General features: G+C 44.5%; 21 protein-coding genes. 7 read left to right on the forward strand and 14 right to left on the reverse strand.

The genetic code is table 11. The features are described from left to right. Positions 1–11 precede the first annotated feature (11 nt). Together D8792_RS06680 and D8792_RS06685 are read right to left on the reverse strand one after the other, a co-directional pair. A complete protein-coding gene (locus D8792_RS06680) occupies positions 12–1,109 on the reverse strand; it encodes an AI-2E family transporter (protein WP_125373409.1) in 1,098 nt (365 codons plus the stop codon). 107 nt (positions 1,110–1,216) lie between these two features. Beyond that, positions 1,217–1,558: an insulin activator factor gene (locus D8792_RS06685; protein WP_185758417.1), complete on the reverse strand. Its 342-nt coding sequence runs from the start codon at positions 1,556–1,558 to the stop codon at positions 1,217–1,219. Between the two features lie 131 nt (positions 1,559–1,689). Here D8792_RS06685 and pabB point away from each other — a divergent pair, with 131 nt between their 5' ends. From pabB to D8792_RS06705, 3 genes are all read left to right on the forward strand, one after another. Next, positions 1,690–3,411, forward strand: a complete 1,722-nt coding sequence (pabB, locus tag D8792_RS06690; RefSeq protein ID WP_125373411.1) for an aminodeoxychorismate synthase component I — start codon at positions 1,690–1,692, stop codon at positions 3,409–3,411. A gap of 333 nt (positions 3,412–3,744) precedes the next feature. Further along, positions 3,745–4,674, forward strand: a complete 930-nt coding sequence (locus D8792_RS06700) for an ATP-binding cassette domain-containing protein (RefSeq protein ID WP_125373412.1) — start codon at positions 3,745–3,747, stop codon at positions 4,672–4,674. Beyond that, positions 4,671–5,435, forward strand: coding sequence for an ABC-2 transporter permease family protein (locus D8792_RS06705; protein WP_125373413.1), 765 nt, complete (start codon positions 4,671–4,673; stop codon positions 5,433–5,435). Before D8792_RS06700 ends, D8792_RS06705 begins: the two co-directional genes overlap by 4 nt. Positions 5,436–5,476: 41 nt before the next feature. On the opposite strand, the gene D8792_RS06710 is transcribed toward D8792_RS06705, so the two are convergent. The 12 genes from D8792_RS06710 to D8792_RS06775 all read right to left on the reverse strand — a co-directional run bounded on the left by D8792_RS06710 (position 5,477) and on the right by D8792_RS06775 (position 18,083). Beyond that, positions 5,477–6,352, reverse strand: coding sequence for a sensor histidine kinase (locus tag D8792_RS06710; protein WP_125373414.1), 876 nt, complete (start codon positions 6,350–6,352; stop codon positions 5,477–5,479). A gap of 2 nt (positions 6,353–6,354) precedes the next feature. Further along, positions 6,355–7,035: a response regulator transcription factor gene (locus D8792_RS06715; protein WP_125373415.1), complete on the reverse strand. Its 681-nt coding sequence runs from the start codon at positions 7,033–7,035 to the stop codon at positions 6,355–6,357. 264 nt (positions 7,036–7,299) lie between these two features. Continuing rightward, complete coding sequence (locus D8792_RS06725; protein ID WP_125373416.1) at positions 7,300–8,739, reverse strand: 6-phospho-beta-glucosidase; 1,440 nt, start codon at positions 8,737–8,739, stop codon at positions 7,300–7,302. A gap of 392 nt (positions 8,740–9,131) precedes the next feature. Beyond that, complete coding sequence (locus tag D8792_RS06735; RefSeq protein WP_125373417.1) at positions 9,132–9,710, reverse strand: DUF3592 domain-containing protein; 579 nt, start codon at positions 9,708–9,710, stop codon at positions 9,132–9,134. An 89-nt stretch (positions 9,711–9,799) separates the two neighbouring features. After that, on the reverse strand, positions 9,800–10,060 hold the full coding sequence (locus D8792_RS06740; RefSeq protein WP_001291471.1) for a SemiSWEET family transporter: 261 nt from the start codon (positions 10,058–10,060) through the stop codon (positions 9,800–9,802). 168 nt (positions 10,061–10,228) lie between these two features. Further along, positions 10,229–12,004 carry a pyruvate oxidase gene (spxB, locus tag D8792_RS06745; protein ID WP_125373418.1) on the reverse strand — a complete coding sequence of 592 codons (1,776 nt, stop codon included), beginning with the start codon at positions 12,002–12,004 and terminating at the stop codon, positions 10,229–10,231. Between the two features lie 352 nt (positions 12,005–12,356). Beyond that, positions 12,357–14,579, reverse strand: coding sequence for a heavy metal translocating P-type ATPase (locus D8792_RS06750; RefSeq protein ID WP_125373419.1), 2,223 nt, complete (start codon positions 14,577–14,579; stop codon positions 12,357–12,359). 10 nt (positions 14,580–14,589) lie between these two features. Continuing rightward, entirely contained in the window at positions 14,590–14,961 is a 372-nt protein-coding gene (locus D8792_RS06755; RefSeq protein ID WP_045498039.1) for a cupredoxin domain-containing protein, read from the reverse strand. 18 nt (positions 14,962–14,979) lie between these two features. After that, on the reverse strand, positions 14,980–15,375 hold the full coding sequence (locus D8792_RS06760; protein ID WP_045498041.1) for a CopY/TcrY family copper transport repressor: 396 nt from the start codon (positions 15,373–15,375) through the stop codon (positions 14,980–14,982). A 149-nt stretch (positions 15,376–15,524) separates the two neighbouring features. Then, positions 15,525–16,157: an SGNH/GDSL hydrolase family protein gene (locus tag D8792_RS06765; RefSeq protein ID WP_125373420.1), complete on the reverse strand. Its 633-nt coding sequence runs from the start codon at positions 16,155–16,157 to the stop codon at positions 15,525–15,527. Then, positions 16,158–16,985: a Cof-type HAD-IIB family hydrolase gene (locus tag D8792_RS06770; RefSeq protein WP_125373421.1), complete on the reverse strand. Its 828-nt coding sequence runs from the start codon at positions 16,983–16,985 to the stop codon at positions 16,158–16,160. 15 nt (positions 16,986–17,000) lie between these two features. Continuing rightward, positions 17,001–18,083, reverse strand: a complete 1,083-nt coding sequence (locus D8792_RS06775) for a DUF3114 domain-containing protein (RefSeq protein WP_260470244.1) — start codon at positions 18,081–18,083, stop codon at positions 17,001–17,003. 222 nt (positions 18,084–18,305) lie between these two features. On the opposite strand from D8792_RS06775, the gene D8792_RS06780 reads away from it, so the two are divergent. From D8792_RS06780 to D8792_RS06795, 4 genes are all read left to right on the forward strand, one after another. Beyond that, complete coding sequence (locus D8792_RS06780; protein WP_125373423.1) at positions 18,306–18,953, forward strand: metal-dependent transcriptional regulator; 648 nt, start codon at positions 18,306–18,308, stop codon at positions 18,951–18,953. Between the two features lie 105 nt (positions 18,954–19,058). After that, positions 19,059–19,520, forward strand: coding sequence for a MarR family winged helix-turn-helix transcriptional regulator (locus tag D8792_RS06785; protein WP_125373424.1), 462 nt, complete (start codon positions 19,059–19,061; stop codon positions 19,518–19,520). Next, positions 19,513–19,923: an EVE domain-containing protein gene (locus tag D8792_RS06790; protein WP_125373425.1), complete on the forward strand. Its 411-nt coding sequence runs from the start codon at positions 19,513–19,515 to the stop codon at positions 19,921–19,923. The genes D8792_RS06785 and D8792_RS06790 overlap by 8 nt, the downstream gene beginning before the upstream one ends. Before the next feature lie 332 nt (positions 19,924–20,255). Then, the gene (locus D8792_RS06795; RefSeq protein ID WP_125373426.1) at positions 20,256–21,047 is read left to right on the forward strand and encodes a nucleotidyltransferase domain-containing protein; all 792 of its coding nucleotides are present in this window, start codon (positions 20,256–20,258) and stop codon (positions 21,045–21,047) included. Positions 21,048–21,082: the final 35 nt, after the last annotated feature.

The following is a 21,082-nucleotide window of genomic DNA, read 5'->3' on the forward strand; positions in this document are numbered from 1 at the left end:
CGTCTAAATAATTAGGCAACTTCTCCACTTTCATTCCTCTCCTCCTTCTCCACAACAAACTCTCTGACCAAGCGGTAGATAACTGCAAAGATAGGCGTGAAGAAAATCATGCCTACCAAGCCAAAGAGATTACCCCCAATCAGGGCTGCGGCAAGGGTAAAGAGAGTTGGGAGACCAACGGACTGGCCGACCACGCGCGGATAGATGATATTGCCCTCAATCAGCTGCACAATCTGAAAGACTGCGATAGAAAGAAGGGCTTTCCAAGGGCTGTCGGTGAAGATAAAGATAGCACCCAAAGCACAAGCAGAGAAAGGCCCTATGTAGGGAATGAAAGAGAGCACTCCAGCCAAAACCCCTGTCAGGGCTGCATAAGGCAGACCTGTCAAAGAGTAGGCGATAAAGACCAAGACACCGACAATGACGGCCTCAATCATCTGCCCCATCAGGAACTTATCATAGGTCTCAACAATGACAGAACCGACATAGGATAGGCGCTTCACAGCCTTCTCAGGAAGCAGAACCTGTAAGAGACGGCTAGTAATTGTCTGCAAATGCTCCTTGCTGCTCAAGAAGGCAAACATAAGAAAGATAGACATGATGACAGAGAAGAAATTACCAAAAATAGCAGAGATATTGCCTGTCAGACTGCCCAGAAGAGAGATGGCTCGGTTGACAATATCGCTGTTTTGCAGTTGCTTGGTCAAATCTTTCAGCTGGCTAGAGGAAAGCAAGCCAGACTGCTGCAGCCACTTAGCTACCTGAGGTGCTACCTTGCCGATTGTTTCACTCAGCTGATTGACCGCTGTGGTCAGAGTTGGCACGACGATAGAGACAATCCCCGTCATAATGAGAGCTAAAATCAGCACCTCTAAAGCCAAGGCCAAACCGCGCTGCAACTTCTGAGGGACTCGGCATTTGTCCAAGAAGTCTTCTAGCTTTTTCATCGGAACATTAAAGATAAAGGCTAGGACTCCACCCAGTATAATAGGCGAAAAAACCGAAGTCAGACTCTGCAGACCAGACCAGATGTTCCCAATATAGAGAACCAGAGCCAGAGCAAGCGCCGCAAAGACGATGAGTTTATAGGATTCATTTATTTTTTTCATAAAGCTTCCTTTACAGTTTTGTCATTTCCTTATTTTATCATAATTTTCAAGGCCTTTCGAGCAGGAGGAAACATGGGTCAGTCAACTTTGCCATCACTCTTAAATTTTTAAAAATCTTGAAGATAGAGAACCCCAGCTCCTATGGATAGAAGGCCTGCAAATATAGCTAGAAAAGGAATAAATCCCATGACAGAGGCGCAGAATAGAAGCTCATGACTCGTCTTATTGACTCTTGGGTCGTTGCTATAGTGATACATTCCGACTATAGAAAGTCCCAAAAGCAGCCAGCTGGTCAATGTAATCATATCGCCCCAGCCAGCGTTTTCAACTAGTGTGGGAACCGAATAAATAATTTCCCAGTGCCATCTATTTAAAGAAGCGTAAATGATCTGAAGGCCTCCTAAAATGCCAACAATTCCATTTATCCACAGCAATTTGTTTGATTTCATAAGCATCTCACTCTTTCTTTTTTAAAATAGTATACCGAGCCACTCTCTAATCTGTCAACTATTGTAAAAGAATGAGTGTCTCATCCGATAAATCCGTTTTCATTCAAATTATCTTATGATACAATAAACTCATGCACAAGAAAACGATTATTGATTTTAAAGAACTGGGTCGGCGCTTGATTTTCAGCCAGCCCGTCAAAGAGCTCAAAACACGCGAGTTGGCCGAAGTCAGAGAGATTCTGCAAGAGGTCGAAGACTGGCAGAAAAAGGGATTTTATGCAGTTGGCTATGTCAGCTACGAAGCCGCTCCTGCTTTTGAGGAAAAACTCCAGGTCCACAAAGCCCCTCTGCTGGGCGAGTACCTGATTTACTTTACCATTCATGACAGAGCTGATGCAGTCCCATTCCCTTTGGCTTACGACGAGGTCGAAATGCCGGCGCAATGGCAGAGCCTGACGACTGAGCAAGAGTATGAAAAGGCCATCGGAACCATTCACCATCATATCCGTCAAGGCGATACTTATCAGGTCAACTACACGGTGCAGCTGGGCGCAGAGCTTAATCCGCAGGACAGCTGGGCTATTTACAATCGTCTGGTCGTTGAGCAAAACGCAGCCTATAATGCCTATATAGAGCACGATAATCAGGCAATCTTATCCATCAGTCCTGAGCTCTTTTTCGAGGAGCACCGGGGTGAGCTGACAACACGGCCGATGAAAGGCACTACCAATCGCGGTCTGACAGTCACTGCAGACTTGGAGCAGGCGGACTGGCTGCGTCAGGATCCTAAAAATCGAGCGGAAAATATGATGATCGTTGATCTGCTACGCAACGACATGAACCGCATTTCAGAGATTGGCAGCGAGCGAGTCGAGCAACTGTGTCAGGTCGAGCAGTACTCTACAGTCTGGCAAATGACCTCTACCATCAAAAGCCAGCTGCGACCTGAGATTGGCCTAGGAGAAATTTTTGATGCTCTCTTTCCGTGCGGCTCTATCACAGGCGCTCCAAAGATTTCGACCATGGCTATCATCAAGGCGACAGAAAAAGCCGCCCGCGGTGTCTACTGCGGTACAGTTGGTATCTGTTTGCCAGACCAGAGACGGATTTTCAATGTGGCCATCCGCACCATTCAGCTAGAAGCTGGCAAGGCTATCTATGGTGTTGGCGGTGGCATCACTTGGGATAGCACATGGGAATCCGAGTATATCGAAACCCAGCAAAAATCCGCTGTTCTTTATCGGAAAAATCCGCAGTTTGACCTGATTACGACAGGGAAGATTGAGCAAGGTCGCCTGACCTTCCAAGCCCAACATCTGAAGCGTCTACGAGAATCTGCCCGTTACTTTGCTTATCCATTTGATGAGGAAAAACTGAAGGCAGAATTGAACCAAAGTCTAGCAAAACTGGATCCAAGTACGGACTACCGCCTGCGGATTTCCATCGCCAAATCTGGAAAAGTGACCTGCCAGCTAGAAAAGCTGCAAGCACTCCCAGAAGCTTTCTGCAAGGCTATTCTCGTTCCACAAAATGCCAACTTGCAACGACCTTTTACCTACTTTAAAACCAGCTATCGGCCACATTTGGACCTAGGCCAGCAAGAGCAAATCTACTACAATGCCCAAGGGCAGCTACTAGAAAGCTCCATCGGCAACCTAGTTCTCCAGCTGGATGGTCACCTCTACACGCCACCAGTCGAGCTAGGCCTTTTGAATGGCATCTACCGCCAGCATCTCTTGACAACAGGTCAGGCCACAGAAAAGATTCTCAGCCTAGACGACTTACAATCAGCAGAAAAAATCTACGCCTGCAACGCGCTACGAGGCCTATATGAATTGGAAATAGATGATTGAGGCTGGGACAAAAGTCCTAGCCTCTCAATTGTCTTTGGATTGTCGAGCAAGACACAGTGGTTGACTGGGCTCTACTACGCTGATTTCATCAGCTTTTACAGCCCTACTCAACTGTGCGGAGGTGGGACGACGAAATCGAATTCTAACCAATTACCGATTTCTGTCCCACTCTCTTTTCTATAGGTTGCAGTCCACTGAGACAAGAAGTATGCCTGCTATTTCAAGATTTTAGAAATATTTTAGAAATGCTTGATGAATACTTAATAAGTGTCCGATATACTAGGTAGTGAGGAAAGGATTTCCAAAGATAATTCAAAAAGGAGAAGTAAAACCATGGAAAATATTTTAGTTTTACAAGGGGTCAGCAAAAAGTTCGGCCAGCAGCAAGCTCTGAGCGATGTCAATCTGACCATCAAAAAAGGAGATATCTACGGTCTCATCGGTAAAAACGGGGCTGGTAAAACCACTCTGATCAAAATCATGACCCAGCTGATGCATGCCAGCAACGGAACCGTGTCTCTCTTTGGTTCCAGCAACCAGGCCGAATGGACACAAGCCCTCAAGCGGGTCGGCTCGGTCATTGAAACGCCCGTTGCCCACAACCACTTGACCGCCTACGAAAATCTCAGCTACTACTGCAAACTCCGCCAGATACCTAATGCCGATAAGGCCATCCAAGAAACGCTCAACTATGTAGACCTGACTGACACTGGCAAAAAGAAATTTCGTGACTTCTCCCTTGGGATGAAGCAACGTTTGGGCATCGCTATCGCCCTCCTATCCAAGCCAGATCTGATGATTTTAGATGAGCCTATCAACGGACTAGATCCTGTCGGTATCAAGGAATTCCGCCAGCTTGTCCAAAAGCTCAATGAAGAGCTGGGCATGACCTTTGTTATTTCCAGCCATATCCTATCCGAGCTCTATCTAGTCGCTACGCGCTTTGGCATCATCGACCAAGGTCATATGATCAAGGAAATTTCCAAGGCTGAATTTGAAGAGCAAAGTGAAGATTATATCGTCTTGAAAACGGATCATTTGGAGGAAGCCAGCCAGCTGCTCCAAGACCAATTAGGCTACCGAATCAAGGTGGTCAATGCTCTCAATGAGATCCATGTCTTTACCCATTCGCACAACATCAACAATATCGTAAAAGAGCTAGCCACAGCTGACTTAGTCATTCAAGAAATCTACTATGCACGGCAAAATCTCGAAAATTTCTTTACAGATTTACTTGATCAAAACCAGGGAGGTCTATCATGATTCAAACCATTCGCGCTGACTTTTACCGTCTCTTCCACTCCAAGGGCTTTTGGATTACTGAGTTCGTTTTACTAGCCAATATCCTGATCGGCGTCCTCTATAAGGTTACCAGCAGATTTGGAACATCCATTGAGACGGATGGACATAACGTCGCTCTGCAAGCACCAGTAAAAATGACGGGTATCAAGGCTCTTGCCCATTTCTCTGGAAATTCTGACAATGTTATATTTTTCACTCTCATTGTCGTCTGCCTCTTATTAGGTGTGGACTTGTCCCGTAAGCTTTATAAAAACAGCCTCGCTCACGGTATTTCACGTACAGAGTTCTTCTTATCTAAAACTTTGGTCTCCTTTGTTGTCGCCATCTTCCAATTCATCCTCTTGCTAGGGCTATCCTTCATCATCGCTAGCTCTATCAACGGAATTGGGACAGCTCCGGCAGGTTTCTTTGGTCAATTTTTCATAACTATTCTCGTCCAGCTCATGATAACCATCGCTTGGATTAGTATTGTGTCTTTCGTCCTTTATATCAGCCATTCCATTGCTGCGGTCTTTGTTACCTATTTTATCGGAAGCGCCCTGCTTGCCTTTCCAGTCTTACTCTATCCCCATATAGAGTTGTACCGCTATTTAACCTTACGATTTGGAATAGAGATGGCTACGGATCCTGCTGTTGTTTTACAAGCTAGTTTAGTAGCAATTGGCATAGCAGTCTTCTTCCTAGGCAACAGCCTCCTCATTTTTAAGAAAAAAGATCTCTAAAACCAAAGAATCAGCTAATCTTCTGACTAGCTGATTCTTTTTTATAAGGCCACAATCAATTCAAACCAATCGTCCTCTGCTTGAATGGTCAAATCACCACCCAAGATTTCGACCAGCTGCTGGGTGATATAAAGGCCCAGCCCAGACGACTCCTCACTACTGGAAAGATTTTCAGAATAGAAGCGATTGGTCAGTTTATCCAGATGCAAAATAGGCTTCTGAACCTTATTTTTGACCTGGAAAATAACCTTTTGCCCTTCATTTTTCAGACTGATGCTGGCTGCTTCTCGACCATGTTTGAGGACATTGCTGAGCATGTTCTGGGCAATTCGATCAAAGATGTCACTGTCCGTTTCCAGAAGCAGATTTTCAGAGAGATCCACATCTAAATCAATCTCTGCTTGCTGAAAGGCATCGTAGTAAGCAAAGAGCTGCTGGGTGACCAGCTGGGATAGGTCTACCCGCTGCAACTTCGGTCGAATGGCTCCCTCCATCAAGCGACGGTATTCCATCAGAGCCTCCAAGCGTCTGGATACCATACTTAGATTATCTGCAATCTTTTGTAGCTGTTGATCCATCTGCTCCTTATCAGCGTCTTTGAGTAGCTGTTGCGTGTAGCCACTAGCAATGGTCAGTGGCGTTCGGATATCGTGAGCAATATTACTAATAGCCATGTCCAAGGTTTTCTTTTCCTGCTGGGTTACAAAGGACATCTTATCAATTTCCTGAAAAAGCTGCTCCACCTCGTCAGTCAGAGCCACTAGACTAGGAGCTTGATCTCTCAAGGTCAAGCGAACCTGACTTCCTGTACGATGTTTGTCACGGATCTGGCTGGTCAGACTACGAATCGTCAGATGATAGCGAACGAGAAAGACTAGTAAGAACAGGATTATCAATACACATGCAATCCACCACATAGCTAATCCTCCTTGAGCCGCACGCCCAGACCCCAAATGGTCTCGATATAGTCTGTCGAACTATCCAACTGGGCTAATTTCTTACGAAGATTGCTGAGATGGGCATTGAGCGTATTATCGCCTGGCAGATAGGTCTCCTCCCAGACCGACTCATACAGCTCCTCCTTGGTAAAAATCTTTTTAGGATGAGCCAGCAAGGTCTGGAAGATCTGAAATTCCTTCTTCCCTAGCCGCATGGACTGGTCACCAGAAGCAATTTCAAAGGTATCTGGCAGAAGGCGGATATTTTTGATTGTGGTCTCCCCAGCAGGCTTAGGCTGGGACTGCTGACTGCCTCGCAGTTGGACAGTGACACGCGCCGCCACTTCGTCTAGATTAAAAGGCTTGACAATGTAATCATTGGCACCGTCCAGCAGATACTGGCTTACGAGACTCTTTTCACCCAGAGCGGTCAGCATGACTACTGGCACCTGACTGGTCTTGCGAATTTCCCTCAGCACCTCATCGCCATTTTTTCCCGGCAGCATAATATCTAGCAGGACTAGATGAATCTCTTCTTCCGCAAAAATCCGCAGTCCCTCGGTTCCAGAATAAGCTGAAAACACGACATGCTCCTGCGTAAAGAGATTTTTCAAAATCTCATGAATATCATTGTTGTCTTCAATTAGTAAAAGATTGGCCATTCTCATTCTCCAATAGCTTGATAAAACTAGTGTAGCAAGGATGAGCCAGCAAGTCAATCAAATATAAACGATACAAAAGAAAGAGAGTGGGACAGAAATCGGTAATTGGTTAGAATTCGATTTCGTCGTCCCACCTCCGCACAGTTGAGTAGGGCTATAAAAGCTGATGAAATCAGCCTAGTAGAGCCCACTCAACCACTGCGTCTTGCTCGAAAATCCAAAGACAATTGAGAGGCTAGGACTTTTGTCCCAGCCTCCTTGATCTTATTTGACAGATGCTCCGTTAGTCGCGATGACTTCCTTATACCAGTCAAAGGATTTCTTCTTGGAGCGTTTGAGTGTTCCCTTGCCTTCATTGTCCCGGTCCACATAGATAAAGCCATAGCGCTTCTTCATCTCACCAGTGCCAGCGGATACTAGGTCGATACAGCCCCAGGTCGTGTAGCCCCACAGAACTACGCCGTCTTCATTGATAGCTTCCCGCATAGCCTTGACATGGGCCGCCAGATAGTCAATCCGGTAATCATCAGCCACATAGCCATTTTCATCTGGAGTATCTACTGCACCCAGACCATTTTCCACGATAAACATAGGCTTTTGATAACGATCCCAGATGGTATTTAGCGTAATGCGCAAGCCCAGAGGATCAATCTGCCAGCCCCACTCAGAGCTTTCCAAATAAGGGTTCTTGAGAGAAGCAAAGATATTTCCCTCCGTCAGCTCATTGACCTTAGGATCGCCCGAAGCTACCCGGCTAGAGTAGTAAGAGAAGGAAATGAAGTCCACCGTATGTTCCTTGAGCAGCTGCAGGTCTTCTTCTGTCATTTCGACAGTGATGCCCTCGCGCTCCCAAGCTTTCTTAGCATAGTTAGGATATTCGCCACGCGCCTGTACGTCGATGAAGAAATAGTTTTTCCTGTCTTCCTCCATACCAGCCCACACATCGCGTGGATGACAGGTATTAGGATAATTTTGCCCCGCCGCCAGCATACAGCCGACCTTATTTTCTGGATCAATCTCATGAGCCAGCTTGGTGGCAATGGCTGACGCGATCAACTCATGATGGGCTGCTTGATACTTGACCTGCTCCTCATTTTCGCCTTCTTCAAAGCAGAGCCCCGCCCCCATAAAGGGTGCATGGAGGATCATGTTAATCTCATTGAAGGTCAGCCAGTATTTGACCAAGCCCTTGTAGCGTGTAAAGAGAGTGCGGCAGAGACGCTCGTAAAATTCCAGCATAAGACGATTCCGCCAACCACCATATTGCTCAATCAAGTGCATAGGGCAGTCAAAGTGGGTAATGGTCACCAAGGGCTCAATGCCGTACTTGTGGCATTCCTTAAAGAGGTCTTCGTAAAACTTCAGGCCAGTTTCATTGGGCTCCAGCTCATCCCCTTTAGGGAAAATCCGGCTCCAAGCAATGGACAGTCGATAGGTCTTAAAGCCCATCTCACCAAAGAGGGCAATGTCCTCCTTGAAGCGATGGTACATATCAATGGCTTCCTTGGCTGGGTAGAAATAGCCTTCCTCAAAGTCAAACATCTTTTTCTTACCCGTGATGATGGCCAGACGATCCTCACCAATCGGCACCACATCTACATTAGCCAGCCCACGACCATCTGCATCATAAGCGCCCTCACACTGGTTGGCAGCTGTCGCTCCGCCCCACAAGAAACCATCAGGAAAAGTCAGTTTTTCGGTCATATCTCTACCCACTTTCTTATTTTACTACTTCATTTACTTATATTATACTCCAATATCCAGACCTTTACTTGTGAAATACTGCTAAATAATGATACTATTCTACTATTTTGTTTTATTCGACAAATTTTCAGGGTTCGGTTTTTTAAAGAGATCGTCTTCAAAGATTTCTTCAGCAAAAAGAGGCCGGGACAAAAGTCCTAGCCTCTCAATTGTCTTTGGATTGTCGAGCAGACGCAGTGGTTGAGTGGGCTCTATTACGCTGATTTCATCAGCTTCTACAGCACTACTCAACTGTGCGGAGGTGGGACGACGAAATCGAATTCTAACGAATTAATGATTTCTGTCCCACTCTCATGATGAAAAGCTGAGCTTGAGAACAAAGCAATCAACTTCTATTTGACAAGATTTGGAAGAATAAACATGATGAAGACGGCTGAAGCAAGCATCATTAGGATAAGAAGATAGACTGATAATTTAGTCAGCCATAAAAAGCGACCTGGCTTTAATGGCCTTTCCACGTAAGAAAGTTTAGGTTTGTTCGGATCATAGTAAACAGTGACCTTTCCACCGATTGGGAAGCGCTCCATAAGTGGTGATTTTGTTACAGAAATGAAACTATTTCGCCGTACCTGATACCTTAACACTTGTGGAATTTCTCCATTATCGAAACCTTCCAACTTTACTTCAGAAACAACAGAGTTAAGCGGTGTAGCAACCGTTTTTGATACGCTAGAAAGAAATCTTGGCCCTACTACCTTGTACTGATTCCCGTCAACAGTATATTCTACAACTGGGAGACTAACATTATTATAAAGAACATTTGAGTATCTTATGATTTTTCCTTCAGTCTTTTCAGTACATTTTTTATCATCTAAATAACCACTAAAAACCAACTTACTGTACATAAAATAGGTAAAGGCAGCAAACGCTAGCATCATACAGCCAAATAATAAAAAGAAACTCGTCGACACCTTGATTCACTCACTCCTAAACCTTCGTTAGGCTTCTATTTTAACAAAATATAAAAAAGGATACAAGAATACTAACTATTTGCGACTTTTTAAATCAAAGCCGTGATGGCCGTCACCAGTCCAAAAATGATTCCCGGTGCATTTGCTGCTGCAAGCGGAATATCTCTTTCTTTTTTGAAAAGTCCGTAGTAGACCCAAAGGCTACAGTTGATTGCTGCAACGAGCGGCTGGATAAAATTCCCTTTTTGCCCCGCTAGGTTGTTCATGATTTGTGGAAAATAGGACACATACATCATTACGGACATAAAGGTTGCAACCCATCCCAAAATTTTCATTTGTTTTTCAGACATTTTCGATACCTCTTTCATTTTTCGGTTATATTTTATAATGATAGTCCAAAACAATCAAGCCCTTTTATCCCTTTGTTATGAAGATGTAAACTATCACAATCTTGTGATAAGTAAGAGGACAAAGAAAAAGACCGGACTGCTCCGATCTTTTTAAGTTCCACAAAGGAATTATTTAATTGCGCGTGATTGCAACCCTTCTTCTTCCAAGAAGAGACGGAATGGTACGAGTTCTTCTGCTTCGTATTTTTCCTTGAAGGCTTTGATTGCTTCTTCTGAGTGAAGTTTTGGATCCAATTCAAGTACTTCTACTGGAAGTGGACGGTGTTGAGTAATGTGAGCATCGATGACAACAGTTTTACCTTCTTTGTTGAGTTTCACGGCTTCTGCAACAACTGCATCGATGTCTTCGATACGGTCAACTGTAAATCCAACAGCTCCTTGAGCTTCAGCGATTTTCGCATAGTCAGCATTAGGGAAGTCACAACCAAACAAGTGTTTGTTTGTGTCTTCGTATTTGTCCTTGATGAAGGCATATTTACCATTTGAGAAGACAACGTTGATAACTGGAAGGTCGTATTGAACGTTTGTGATCACGTCTGGGTAGCACATGTTGAATGCACCGTCACCCATGATGTTCCATACTTGGCGATCTGGATTGTCTTTCTTAGCAGCGATACCACCAGGAAGGGCAATACCCATTGTCGCAAAGAGTGGAGATGTACGCCACATGTTCTTAGGTGTCATGTGAAGGTGACGAGTAGATGTTTGAGTAGTGTCACCTACATCGATTGAGTAGATAGCGTCTTGATCAGCATGTTTGTTGATTGCATTGTAAACTTGATACAATTGCAATTCACCCTCAGTTTTACCTTCGAGTTTGTTCATGTAATCGCGCCAGTTTTGGTTGTTCTTCGCGTTTGCACGCCACCATGGAGTAGACTCAACTGGGTTTACTTTATCAAGGATAGCTTTAGCTGCTTGACCTGCATCACCAAGGATTGAAGCATCAAGGGCGTGACGTTTACCAAGTTTGTAAGGGTCGATATCCACTTGGATGAATTTTTCAGTGTTTTTGAATGCTTCGTAAACTTCAGCAAATGGGAAGTTTGAACCAAGGAAAAGAACTGTGTCTGCTTCAAAGACCACTTCGTTGGCTGGTTTCCAACCAACACGGTAAGCAGAACCTGTCAACCCTTCGTAGTTCCATTCGAAAGCTTCAAAGTTTTTACCAGTTGTGATGATTGGTGCTTTGATTTTACGTGACAATTCTGTAATCACTTCACCAGCTTTGACACCACCGTAACCAGCGTAGATCACAGGGCGTTCCGCATTGTTCAAGATTTCAACCGCTTTGTCGATTTCAACTTCGTTCAAAGCAGGAGCGATAAATGAACGTTCGTATGAACCTGAACCGTAGTATGAATTTTCGTCGATTTCTTGGAAACCGAAGTTTACTGGGATTTCAACAACAGCTGGACCTTTTTTAGAAACTGCAGCACGGCAAGCTTCGTCAATCACTTTTGGCAATTGCTCAGCGTAAGCTACACGTTTGTTGTAAACAGCGATACCGTTGTACATTGGGTTTTGGTTCAATTCTTGGAAGGCATCCATGTTGAGTTCGTTGACTGGACGTGATCCAAGGATAGCAAGGAATGGAGTGTTGTCCATAGCTGCATCGTAAACACCGTTAATCAAGTGAGTTGCACCTGGACCACCTGAACCAACTGCAACTCCGATTGAGCCGCCGAATTTAGCTTGCATCACCGCTGCAAGAGCACCTGTTTCTTCGTGGCGAACTTGCAAGAAGCGGATATCTTTGTCTTCAGCCAAAGCATCCATGAGTGAGCTGAGTGTTCCTGATGGGATACCGTAGATAGTATCTACGCCCCATGTCTTCAATACGTTGAGCATTGCTGCAGATGCAGTAATTTTCCCTTGAGTCATAATGATAACTCTCCTTTAAATCTATATTGATCCTTTAAAAATGTAGCATAGCGCTTCTACTCCATCTTTGCGATCAGGTTTCGTTTTGAAAATGAGTTTTTTCTGACATTTCTCATGAAAACGATTTACAAAACGATTACAGTATTAATTTATCACAAAGAGATTCACATGTATAAGAATCTGCTCAGAGATACTCAATCCCTATTACATAACAGATGCTCTTTTTGAGAAAATTTCACAAACTATAGTAGAATAGGATATTTTATTATAATTTGCATGCACCTCTAAGACTTGTAGCTGTAGGAAATTAAACAAAAAGCGATACAAAATTCTGTATCACTTTTTATTTCATTTAATCAATTTTCTCAACATTGAGAAGCAGCGAGCTAGTCAAAACAGACAAAGAACTAAGGGCCATAGCAAGACCTGCTAGTTCTGGATTGAGGGTCAATCCCAGTCCTACAAAGACTCCAGCAGCAATTGGAATCCCAAGGATATTGTAGATAGAGGCCCAGAAGAGATTGAGTAAGATCCTGCGGAAGGTCTTTTGGCTCATGTCAAAGGCGCGCACAACGCCAAGTAAATCATTTTGCGTGAGCACGATGCCACCGGACTCGATCGCAATATCCGTTCCAGATCCCATAGCGATCCCCACATCCGCGATCGAGAGAGCTGGAGCATCATTAATCCCATCTCCAACAAAGGCGACCTTGCTAGCTTCTTGCAGTTTTTGGATGGCGCTAGCTTTTTCTTGAGGAAGGACATCAGCAATGACGGTGTCAATTCCCACTTGCTTAGCAATAGCTTGGGCCACCCGTTCATTATCCCCCGTTAACATGACCGTTTTCAAGCCCCGTTCTTTGAGCTTTTTGATCGCTTCTTTTGAGCTGGCCTTCGGAGCATCTTGAATGGCAATCAAGCCAATCACTTGCCCATCCACAGACAAACTGATCACTGTTTTGGCCTGCTCTTGCAACTCTACCATCCGTTTTTCAAGCTCCGGATCCATCGCTGTCCCGTCATGAAGTTTGCCATTTCCCAAGGTCACCAACTGCTGGTCGATCTGACCTTGGACCCCTTTTCCTTCAATCGCTTGGAAGTTTTCCACAGGGGATAACACCAAACCTTTTTCTTCTGCTTGGGATAACACCGCTTGGGCTAGTGGATGTTCTGAAAAAGTTTCAAGACTAGCAGCCAGTGTCAAGACACGCGCTTCATCTCCTACAACATCGGTTACAAGTGGTTGGCCAATGGTAATAGTCCCTGTCTTATCAAACACAACGGTTTGAATCTTTTGCACTTCTTGAAGAACTGTTCCATTTTTAATCAGAACCCCCATCTTGGCACTACGGCCGGTTCCGACCATCAGGGCTGTTGGGGTTGCTAAACCAAGGGCACAAGGACAGGCAATAATGAGGACAGAGACTGCATAGAGCATGGCCTCTTGAAGCGACGCGCCCAGAAGCACGGACCAAACCCAGAAAGTCGTAATGGCCAAAATCGTCACCACTGGAACAAAGATACCTGAAATCTTATCCGTCAAATCTTGAATAGGAGCACGACTGGATTGGGCCATTTTGACAAAGTCCACAATTTGAGATAAGAGGGTCTCACTACCGACTTTTTCAGCCTTAAAGAGAATGGTCCCATTGCTGTTGATAGTGGAGCCGATAACTGCATCACCAACTGATTTTTCCACAGGCAAGCTTTCACCTGTCACCATCGACTCATCAATGGTCGTACTTCCTTCTACAATCGTCCCATCAACCGCGATCTTTTCCCCAGGACGGACCCGAATCAAGTCATCAATTTGGATATCTTCTGCCGCCACCTCGACATAGTTCCCATCACGGAGAACTTGAGCCGTTTTTGCCTGCAAATCCAACAACTTTTCCACAGCCTCGGAGGCATTGTTACGCATCCGTTCTTCAAAGATTTGCCCTAAGAGGATAAAGAAGATGATAAAACCCGCAGCCTCAAAGTATACTGGCTGACCAGTAAAAAGGGCAAATACACTATAGACATAGGCTACCAGGGTTCCAAGAGCTACCAAGGTATCCATATTGGAATGGTGCTTCTTAAATGAGGCCCAGGCACTCTTGATAAAAGGAACTCCTGCTACCAACATGATCGGCGTTGTCGCTAGAAAAGTCCCCCAGCGACTGACTGGATGGGATACAAATCCTGCCATCATCCCGATCATCAAGATCAATAAGGGAAGAGTAAAGATACTAGTAATCCAAAAGCGACCCAGTAAACTTAAGACACGACGGCGTTTTTCCACAACCGTGTAAGAACCCTTTTGCATCTTCATTCCACATGAAAACTCGAAGTCCCCTGTTTCTGTCGGGGTAAAGGATATCACCTTATCCACACCGACTTCCAAAGGCTCTAAAATCCCCTGATCTTCAAACAGAATTTCCTTGTAACAGCCGGAAGGATTGACCCGATGGAAGGTGATTTCAGCAGGGATCCCTTTTTGAAGTTGAAATTCCTTTGGACTATAGCCTTTTTCTGCTGTAATACGGATCTTTTGCACTCCGTTTTCCACAACTGCTTTTTGTTTTTCTACCATACCTACTCCTTTATTCCACAATCATGTGACCATGCATCATGTTCATTCCACATGAATACCCATATTCGCCCGCTTTTTCTGGCGTAATTTCAATGACATGTTTTTCACCTAAAGGCAAATCTTCATGAACGCCAAAATCTGGAAAGATCACTTGAGCCAGACATGAAGATGGATCCTTGCGATGAAAGATGATCCGGGCTGGAACATTCTTTTTCAGGACAATGGTTTCAGGCGAATAGCCCCCCATGACTTCGACTTCAATTTCTTGATAACCTGATTTCTGACGAGCGTGGCCGCTTACCTTTTCATGCTCTGCAAAGAACCACCAAGCAATAAAAGCAACCACAAGTAAACAAACAATACTAATCAACAATCCAAACATGGAATTTCCTTCTTTCTATTACATACAATTGCAAGGGACTGTTTCGACAGCCTCTGCTTTCTTTTCTTCCAGGACCTGCTGCAGCTGATTAAGATCTGCAAGCGTAAAGTCACTCGCCTGAATCAAGTTTTCAAGCACCTGGACAATCCTTTTGGAGCAAACCTTGTCTTTCACATCCTCAACGACCAAGTCTAAACTCTGGTCCTGCTTCAACAAAGCCGAGTAAACAAAGGCTTTGCCTGATTTTTCTCTAGTCAAACATCCTTTCTCCACCAAGCGGGTCAAGAGAGTCTTGATCGTCGACTTCGACCAGTCAAAGCGCTCGGACAAGACTGCGATCAAATCCGTGCTGGTCTGCTTGCCTTCCATCCAGATAATCTTCATGATGCGCCATTCCGCATTGGAAATTTGCATGACCTCTCCTTTCTAAATCTACATTTGTAAACCTTGTGATGTTATTCTACTCCTAAGATTTACATTTGTCAACCAAAAGTTAAAAAAAAAAACAAATCTTCCTTTGAAGATTTGTCTGGTTGGGCTTTTTTCACTCCCTATTTTTATCTCTATAACGTTTCCTGCAGAGCTTGGGCTAGGATGCGATACCCGGCCACACTTAGATGGAGGCCATCTGTCGTATAGGCTTCTGCTAACTGCCCCACTTCATCCAATAAAGACGAATACACATCGACATAGCTGACCTGGTAGTAGGCTTGGGCCAATTCTTGGTAGGCACGATTAAGGGCTTGGATTTTCTTGTTCGTTCGGATATAAACTGTCCCTTTGTACTGCTCCTGCTCATTCACAGGCAGGACGGACAGCAACTGGATCTGAGCCAGAGGATAGTCGCGGGAAATTTCCTGAATAACCGCTTCCAGATTGGCCAGCGTTTCAGCCTGAGCCATCTCCTTGCCAATGTCGTTGGTTCCAATTAGGAGAAAGACCTTGTCCAGAGCCTGCCCAAAGAGATGGGCATCCAAGTTTTCTAAAAGCAAATCAGTCTTGTAGCCACGAATACCACGATTGACTAAGGTTTTAGGACTTTGCAATAGCTCATGCAGTGGGAAATATTCCACAATCGAATCACCGATAAAAATAATCGCTGGCTCGTTTACTGCAAGCTGATTCAGATCCCGATAATTTTTCTGGATCTTTGCCTGCTCATTTAAAAGCCACTGTTCTAATAGTTGAACTGCCATTTAGACTCCTTTTTCTAAGTATTGCTCAATCACTTGCAAAACACCGGCCTCTGAATTGGCTGGTGCCAAGCGACTGGCAATGCGCTTAATCTTCTCGTCCCCATTTTCCATAGCATAGGAGAAATCCGCTAGTTCCAGCATTTCCAAGTCGTTTTCACTGTCGCCAAAAGCCATGATTTCCTTGCTTTTGATTTGCCACCGATCCATGAGCTGACGAAGTCCCCAAGCCTTATGAAGACCTTCTTGGATAATATCAATCGCGCCATAACCGCTGGTCACAGCACTCAATCTTCCAGCAAATGCTGTATTGATCTGCTGCGTAATCTCTGCCGCTTGCGCTTCATCTACCATAATGCTCATCTTCAGCACTTCTTCCAACGGATGATCTTGCAGATTAGGCACGAAATTCATTCGTTTGTAGAAATGAACCGCCATTTCTTCTGTCATAATCTTGCTAATCATCGGAAAATCCGTACCGTCCTGAACAAAGCCGCCTTTAGTAGAAGTGACCACCAGATGCACCTCTCGTTCTTGACCCTGAAAATAAGCCAGCGTATCCGCAATCAAATCAGGCTGCCAGAAAGTGCCCAGCAACATTTCATTCTTTTCAAAGATTCTAGCGCCGTTGGCGACAATCAGGGTCATACGCTCTGTCAAATCGCCCAACAATAAGCGCATTCGTTGGATTTCATTGCCCGTCGCAATGACAAACTTGATGTCCCGCTCTTCCAGCTGGTCTAAAACTGCTGTCAGGCGTGGCAAATCCAGCTCTCCTTTCGGATCCAAAAGGGTGCCGTCCATATCCGTAGCGATCATTTTAATTGGCATCTTTCCACCTCATTTCTATAATCTCAGATATTTATTTTTTACTTTATTCCATAAATATTTGAGATAATCTTTCCCTTTTAACTTTTCGACTAATGATTTTTCAAAGTTTTTTACTTGGGCATCAACTTGACTTTTAGCGCTCTTCCCCGCAATCGCATAACAACTCTTAGCCGTGTGGTAACCAGCCAAACCGCGATTATTCTGAGGGGCTTTGAAGGCTTGCCCGCCATTTCGGATCGCCAGTCTGCGAAACTGGGGATCCCACTGGGCTGGACTTTTGACATCGTAGTAATAATGAGAACTGTGATTGAAAAACGAAGGTTTCTTCCCATAATTAAAACTAGCTCCATTGACTAGCCCATTTTGACTGCTACTTTCCGGATCCAAAACATTAAGGAATCGCCCTTCCCTATCCAGAATAAACTCGGTATGGAAACGATGGAGAATCTTGATATTGGCCTGATAGGGCTGCTGGTCTGGATAGATCACCTTACCTTTAGAGACAAAGGCTTTATTGTGCAACCGCGAAGATTCCCAGAGCTGGCAGTCTAGATCTGGATACGCCTGAAAATAGGCTACAAGAGCCTGGCCGTCTGTCATCCCCGGCTTACGAAAATGCTGTCTGACCCACTGGGCTTGCTGACTGGAAATAAGGTAGCGAAACTGGTGCAACTGACCTTTTAACCTTTGATTGCCACTGTCTGCAATAAAGTCTGCTGGAGAAAAAGCCTGCCGAATCGTTTGAGAAAACTGATGCCAAAAGGAAGCATGTGGCGATAAGTCTGGATGCATACGCGAGAGCAGTTTGTCGATTTCTGCTGCTTCTCCTCTCAATTCGTCAGGCATGTCCATATAGAACATAGCTAGCTCTAACAACTTCTCAGCTTGCTGGGGCTGGACTGCTCGACATTCAAAAGACCATAGCTTCTGAAAGAGCGGACTGCCAAATATAAGGGCCTCCTCAAAAAGACTCTGGCGATCAGATTCATACAGTAATGACGCTATTTCTGTCAGAAAAACTGTATCAAGGGCAGCTTGAGACCAGCCGAGTGCTTGTAATTCTAGGCAGTATTGCTCGATTTCTACTTCCATCACCATCCACATCCATCATATGAAATTTCTTCAGCACCGTTGAAATTTCTTCAGCACCGTTTAGTACTCCGCTAGCAGGTTCATGCAGCCTTGAGACCTCTCCTATTTATCTCTAAATATGCCAAAATTTCATGTAAAAGTCAACGTACAAAGGAACTTTCGGCCTCGAATTGTATTCTTTCAGCATTTTTTGCTATACTAGTCTTAGGAAAACAACGAGGACAAAAGATGACGCCAAATAAAGAAGACTATTTAAAATGTATTTACGAAATTGGCACGCGCCAGGAAAAAATCACCAATAAAGAAATCGCCCAGCACATGCAGGTTTCTCCGCCAGCCGTGACGGAGATGATGAAGAAAATGCTGGCTGAAGAACTTCTAATCAAGGACAAAAAGGCGGGCTATCTGCTAACCGACCTAGGCCTGCAACTGGTCTCTGACCTCTACCGCAAGCACCGATTGATTGAGGTGTTCTTGGTCCAAAAGCTGGGCTACACCACGGACGAAATCCATCAGGAAGCCGAAATTCTGGAACATACCGTTTCTGAACGCTTTGTCGCAGGCTTGGAAAAAATGCTGGATTTCCCTGAGACCTGCCCTCACGGTGGCACAATCCCAGCCAAACACCAGCTGCTAAAAGAAAAATACCATCAAACTTTGGCCTCCGCTCAGGAGCCTGGTAGCTACCTCATCCGCCGTGTCCACGACGACTTTGAGCTTTTGGCTTATTTGGAAAAGCACAATCTGAACATAAACCAAGAAATCCGTTTCCTCCAGTATGACGACTACAGCCAGCTCTATCAACTAGAAGTAGACGGCCAAGCAATCCAAGTTAGCCCTATGATTGCCCAACAGATTTATGTAGAAAAACTATAAACAGAACCCAGTTCGGACTTTTTAGTCTAAACTGGGTTTTTATTGACAAAAATAAGATGTCAGATTATAATAAGCATACTTACAAAATATCCAGAGGAAAAGCTAATGGAAAAATCTCAGTTTAACTCCATCTATAGGGATGAATACAAAAGATCAACCGGTCTGCTCTTTATCCGTGCCTACCACAAGTGGCATGGGCTGATAAAAAACGAACTGAAAACGATCGATTTGACCCATCCTCAGTTTGTCGTTCTGACCACTCTTGCAGCGCTTCTGCGTCAGCAAGAATGGGTGAGTCAGACCGATATTGCCCGATTTTCTGACATGGATGTTATGACCGTATCCCAAATCATCCGCCTCTTGGTCAAGAAAGGTTTGATCATGCGGGAAGTCCATCCCAAGGACAGCCGTGCCAACATCATACTTCTAACGGATACGGGGCTTCAAAAGGTCAACCAAGCCCTTCCTCTAGTAGAAAGCATTGATCAGGCATTCTTTGGAAAATTAGAAAACAAAACGGAAGTATTCAATCAACTTTTAATAGCACTGGAGGCAGAAAATGACTAGATTTTGGATTGGTGTCGTATCAAAAGAACACGTCCTAAGAGGTGTAGAGGGAGGCTTTTGCCAAGTCTGCCATGGAAAGAAAGCACCATTAAACCGAATGAAAAAGGGGGACTATCTTCTGTACTACAGCCCAAAGTATCAGCTGAATGGTCAGGAAAAGCTGCAGGCCTTTACAGCAATTGGCAAAATTCTAGATGACACAGCTTATCAAGTAGAGATGTTTGAAGGCTTTGTCCCATTTCGACGAGATGTCAGCTACTACCAGCCAGTCAAAGACTGCCCAATTGAGCAAGTTCGGCAACATCCTCAGTGGCGTCAATACGCTTCTCAGATAAGATATGGACATTTCGAAGTTTCAAAAGAATTTTTTCTCTATATCTTTGAACAGATGAAGGAAGAATAGGAGGCTGGGACATCCCGACCTCCTATTTTTTCGTATCCGATGTCATATGCTCTATAATTGTTTTGGCAGGAATTATGGAGTCTTTTCAATGAAAAAATCCTATCTACCTTACTGAAAAGAATAAATTAAATCAATAGAAAGATGTATAGAAAACAACCAAATCACATCACAAACCTCCTAGAAAGACCAAGGCTTTTCTGATCAAAATAATACTCTAGACACTTCCACTTCATCAAGTTTTTTTAAAAGAAAGAAAAGATCCTATTTCCCCCCTTGCAAACCTTTTCACTTTTTGCTAGAATGATGTCGAAAAATATAAGAAGGACAAGATTATGCCACAAAATCTCTTTAAAGAATTGGCTCAACTGGAGCAAGTGGAAGCACTGGCTCTCGGAGGCTCACGGGCCGGCCAACATTTTGACCAAGACTCAGACTATGATGTCTATGTTTACCTGAGTGCTCCTCTCGAGCCAGCCATCCGCCAGGAAATCCTCAGCAAGTACTGCTCCTATATGGAAATTGGCAATCAATTTTGGGAACTGGAAGACGACTGCGTCCTCAATAATGGTATCGAGATTGAGCTGATTTACCGCTCGCTGGACGACTTTGACCAAGACCTGCGGACTGTCGTTTTAGAGCACCAAGCCCAGAATTCTTACACTACCTGTATGTGGTACAATCTGATCCACAGCAAGATTCTCTACGATCGAGACGGCCGCTATGCTGCCCTCCAGAGCAAGTACAGCCTACCCTATCCAGCTAAACTGAAAAAGAATATTATCAGTAAGCAGCTCCTGCTCCTTGACCAAGCTATGCCAGCTTTTTCAAGACAGATCAAAAAAGCTCTCAAGCGCCAAGACCTGCTCAGTATCAATCATCGCAGTAGCGAGTTTTTCGCCTCCTACTTTGATGCCCTCTTTGCCCTCAATGAGCAGCTCCATCCAGGCGAAAAGCGCATGCTCCAGTATGCCAAAGAAAATTGCGCTCGCCTGCCTCAGGATTTTGAAGCCAATATCCAAGACTACTTCCAACATCTCTACCAGCCAGACCAGCAACAGAAAGCGGTCCTAGCCTTGGATAGCCTCCTAGACAATCTTAAGCACTTGATTGAAGCATCTATTTAGAATTTCAACAGATAAAAAACCCATGAAGTCAGTTT

This window comes from Streptococcus cristatus (genome assembly GCF_003943505.1).
In the GTDB taxonomy this organism is placed as follows: Bacteria; Bacillota; Bacilli; order Lactobacillales; family Streptococcaceae; genus Streptococcus; species Streptococcus cristatus_E.

Bases quoted from the DNA above. Each gene is read 5' to 3' on its own strand.
- D8792_RS06680 (WP_125373409.1), bottom strand. From the start codon at position 1,109: ATGAAAAAAATAAATGAATCCTATAAACTCATCGTCTTTGCGGCGCTT.
- D8792_RS06685 (WP_185758417.1), bottom strand. From the start codon at position 1,558: ATGAAATCAAACAAATTGCTGTGGATAAATGGAATTGTTGGCATTTTA.
- pabB (WP_125373411.1), top strand. From the start codon at position 1,690: ATGCACAAGAAAACGATTATTGATTTTAAAGAACTGGGTCGGCGCTTG.
- D8792_RS06700 (WP_125373412.1), top strand. From the start codon at position 3,745: ATGGAAAATATTTTAGTTTTACAAGGGGTCAGCAAAAAGTTCGGCCAG.
- D8792_RS06705 (WP_125373413.1), top strand. From the start codon at position 4,671: ATGATTCAAACCATTCGCGCTGACTTTTACCGTCTCTTCCACTCCAAG.
- D8792_RS06710 (WP_125373414.1), bottom strand. From the start codon at position 6,352: ATGTGGTGGATTGCATGTGTATTGATAATCCTGTTCTTACTAGTCTTT.
- D8792_RS06715 (WP_125373415.1), bottom strand. From the start codon at position 7,035: ATGGCCAATCTTTTACTAATTGAAGACAACAATGATATTCATGAGATT.
- D8792_RS06725 (WP_125373416.1), bottom strand. From the start codon at position 8,739: ATGACCGAAAAACTGACTTTTCCTGATGGTTTCTTGTGGGGCGGAGCG.
- D8792_RS06740 (WP_001291471.1), bottom strand. From the start codon at position 10,060: ATGTCTGAAAAACAAATGAAAATTTTGGGATGGGTTGCAACCTTTATG.
- spxB (WP_125373418.1), bottom strand. From the start codon at position 12,004: ATGACTCAAGGGAAAATTACTGCATCTGCAGCAATGCTCAACGTATTG.
- D8792_RS06750 (WP_125373419.1), bottom strand. From the start codon at position 14,579: ATGGTAGAAAAACAAAAAGCAGTTGTGGAAAACGGAGTGCAAAAGATC.
- D8792_RS06755 (WP_045498039.1), bottom strand. From the start codon at position 14,961: ATGTTTGGATTGTTGATTAGTATTGTTTGTTTACTTGTGGTTGCTTTT.
- D8792_RS06760 (WP_045498041.1), bottom strand. From the start codon at position 15,375: ATGCAAATTTCCAATGCGGAATGGCGCATCATGAAGATTATCTGGATG.
- D8792_RS06765 (WP_125373420.1), bottom strand. From the start codon at position 16,157: ATGGCAGTTCAACTATTAGAACAGTGGCTTTTAAATGAGCAGGCAAAG.
- D8792_RS06770 (WP_125373421.1), bottom strand. From the start codon at position 16,985: ATGCCAATTAAAATGATCGCTACGGATATGGACGGCACCCTTTTGGAT.
- D8792_RS06775 (WP_260470244.1), bottom strand. From the start codon at position 18,083: ATGGTGATGGAAGTAGAAATCGAGCAATACTGCCTAGAATTACAAGCA.
- D8792_RS06780 (WP_125373423.1), top strand. From the start codon at position 18,306: ATGACGCCAAATAAAGAAGACTATTTAAAATGTATTTACGAAATTGGC.
- D8792_RS06785 (WP_125373424.1), top strand. From the start codon at position 19,059: ATGGAAAAATCTCAGTTTAACTCCATCTATAGGGATGAATACAAAAGA.
- D8792_RS06790 (WP_125373425.1), top strand. From the start codon at position 19,513: ATGACTAGATTTTGGATTGGTGTCGTATCAAAAGAACACGTCCTAAGA.
- D8792_RS06795 (WP_125373426.1), top strand. From the start codon at position 20,256: ATGCCACAAAATCTCTTTAAAGAATTGGCTCAACTGGAGCAAGTGGAA.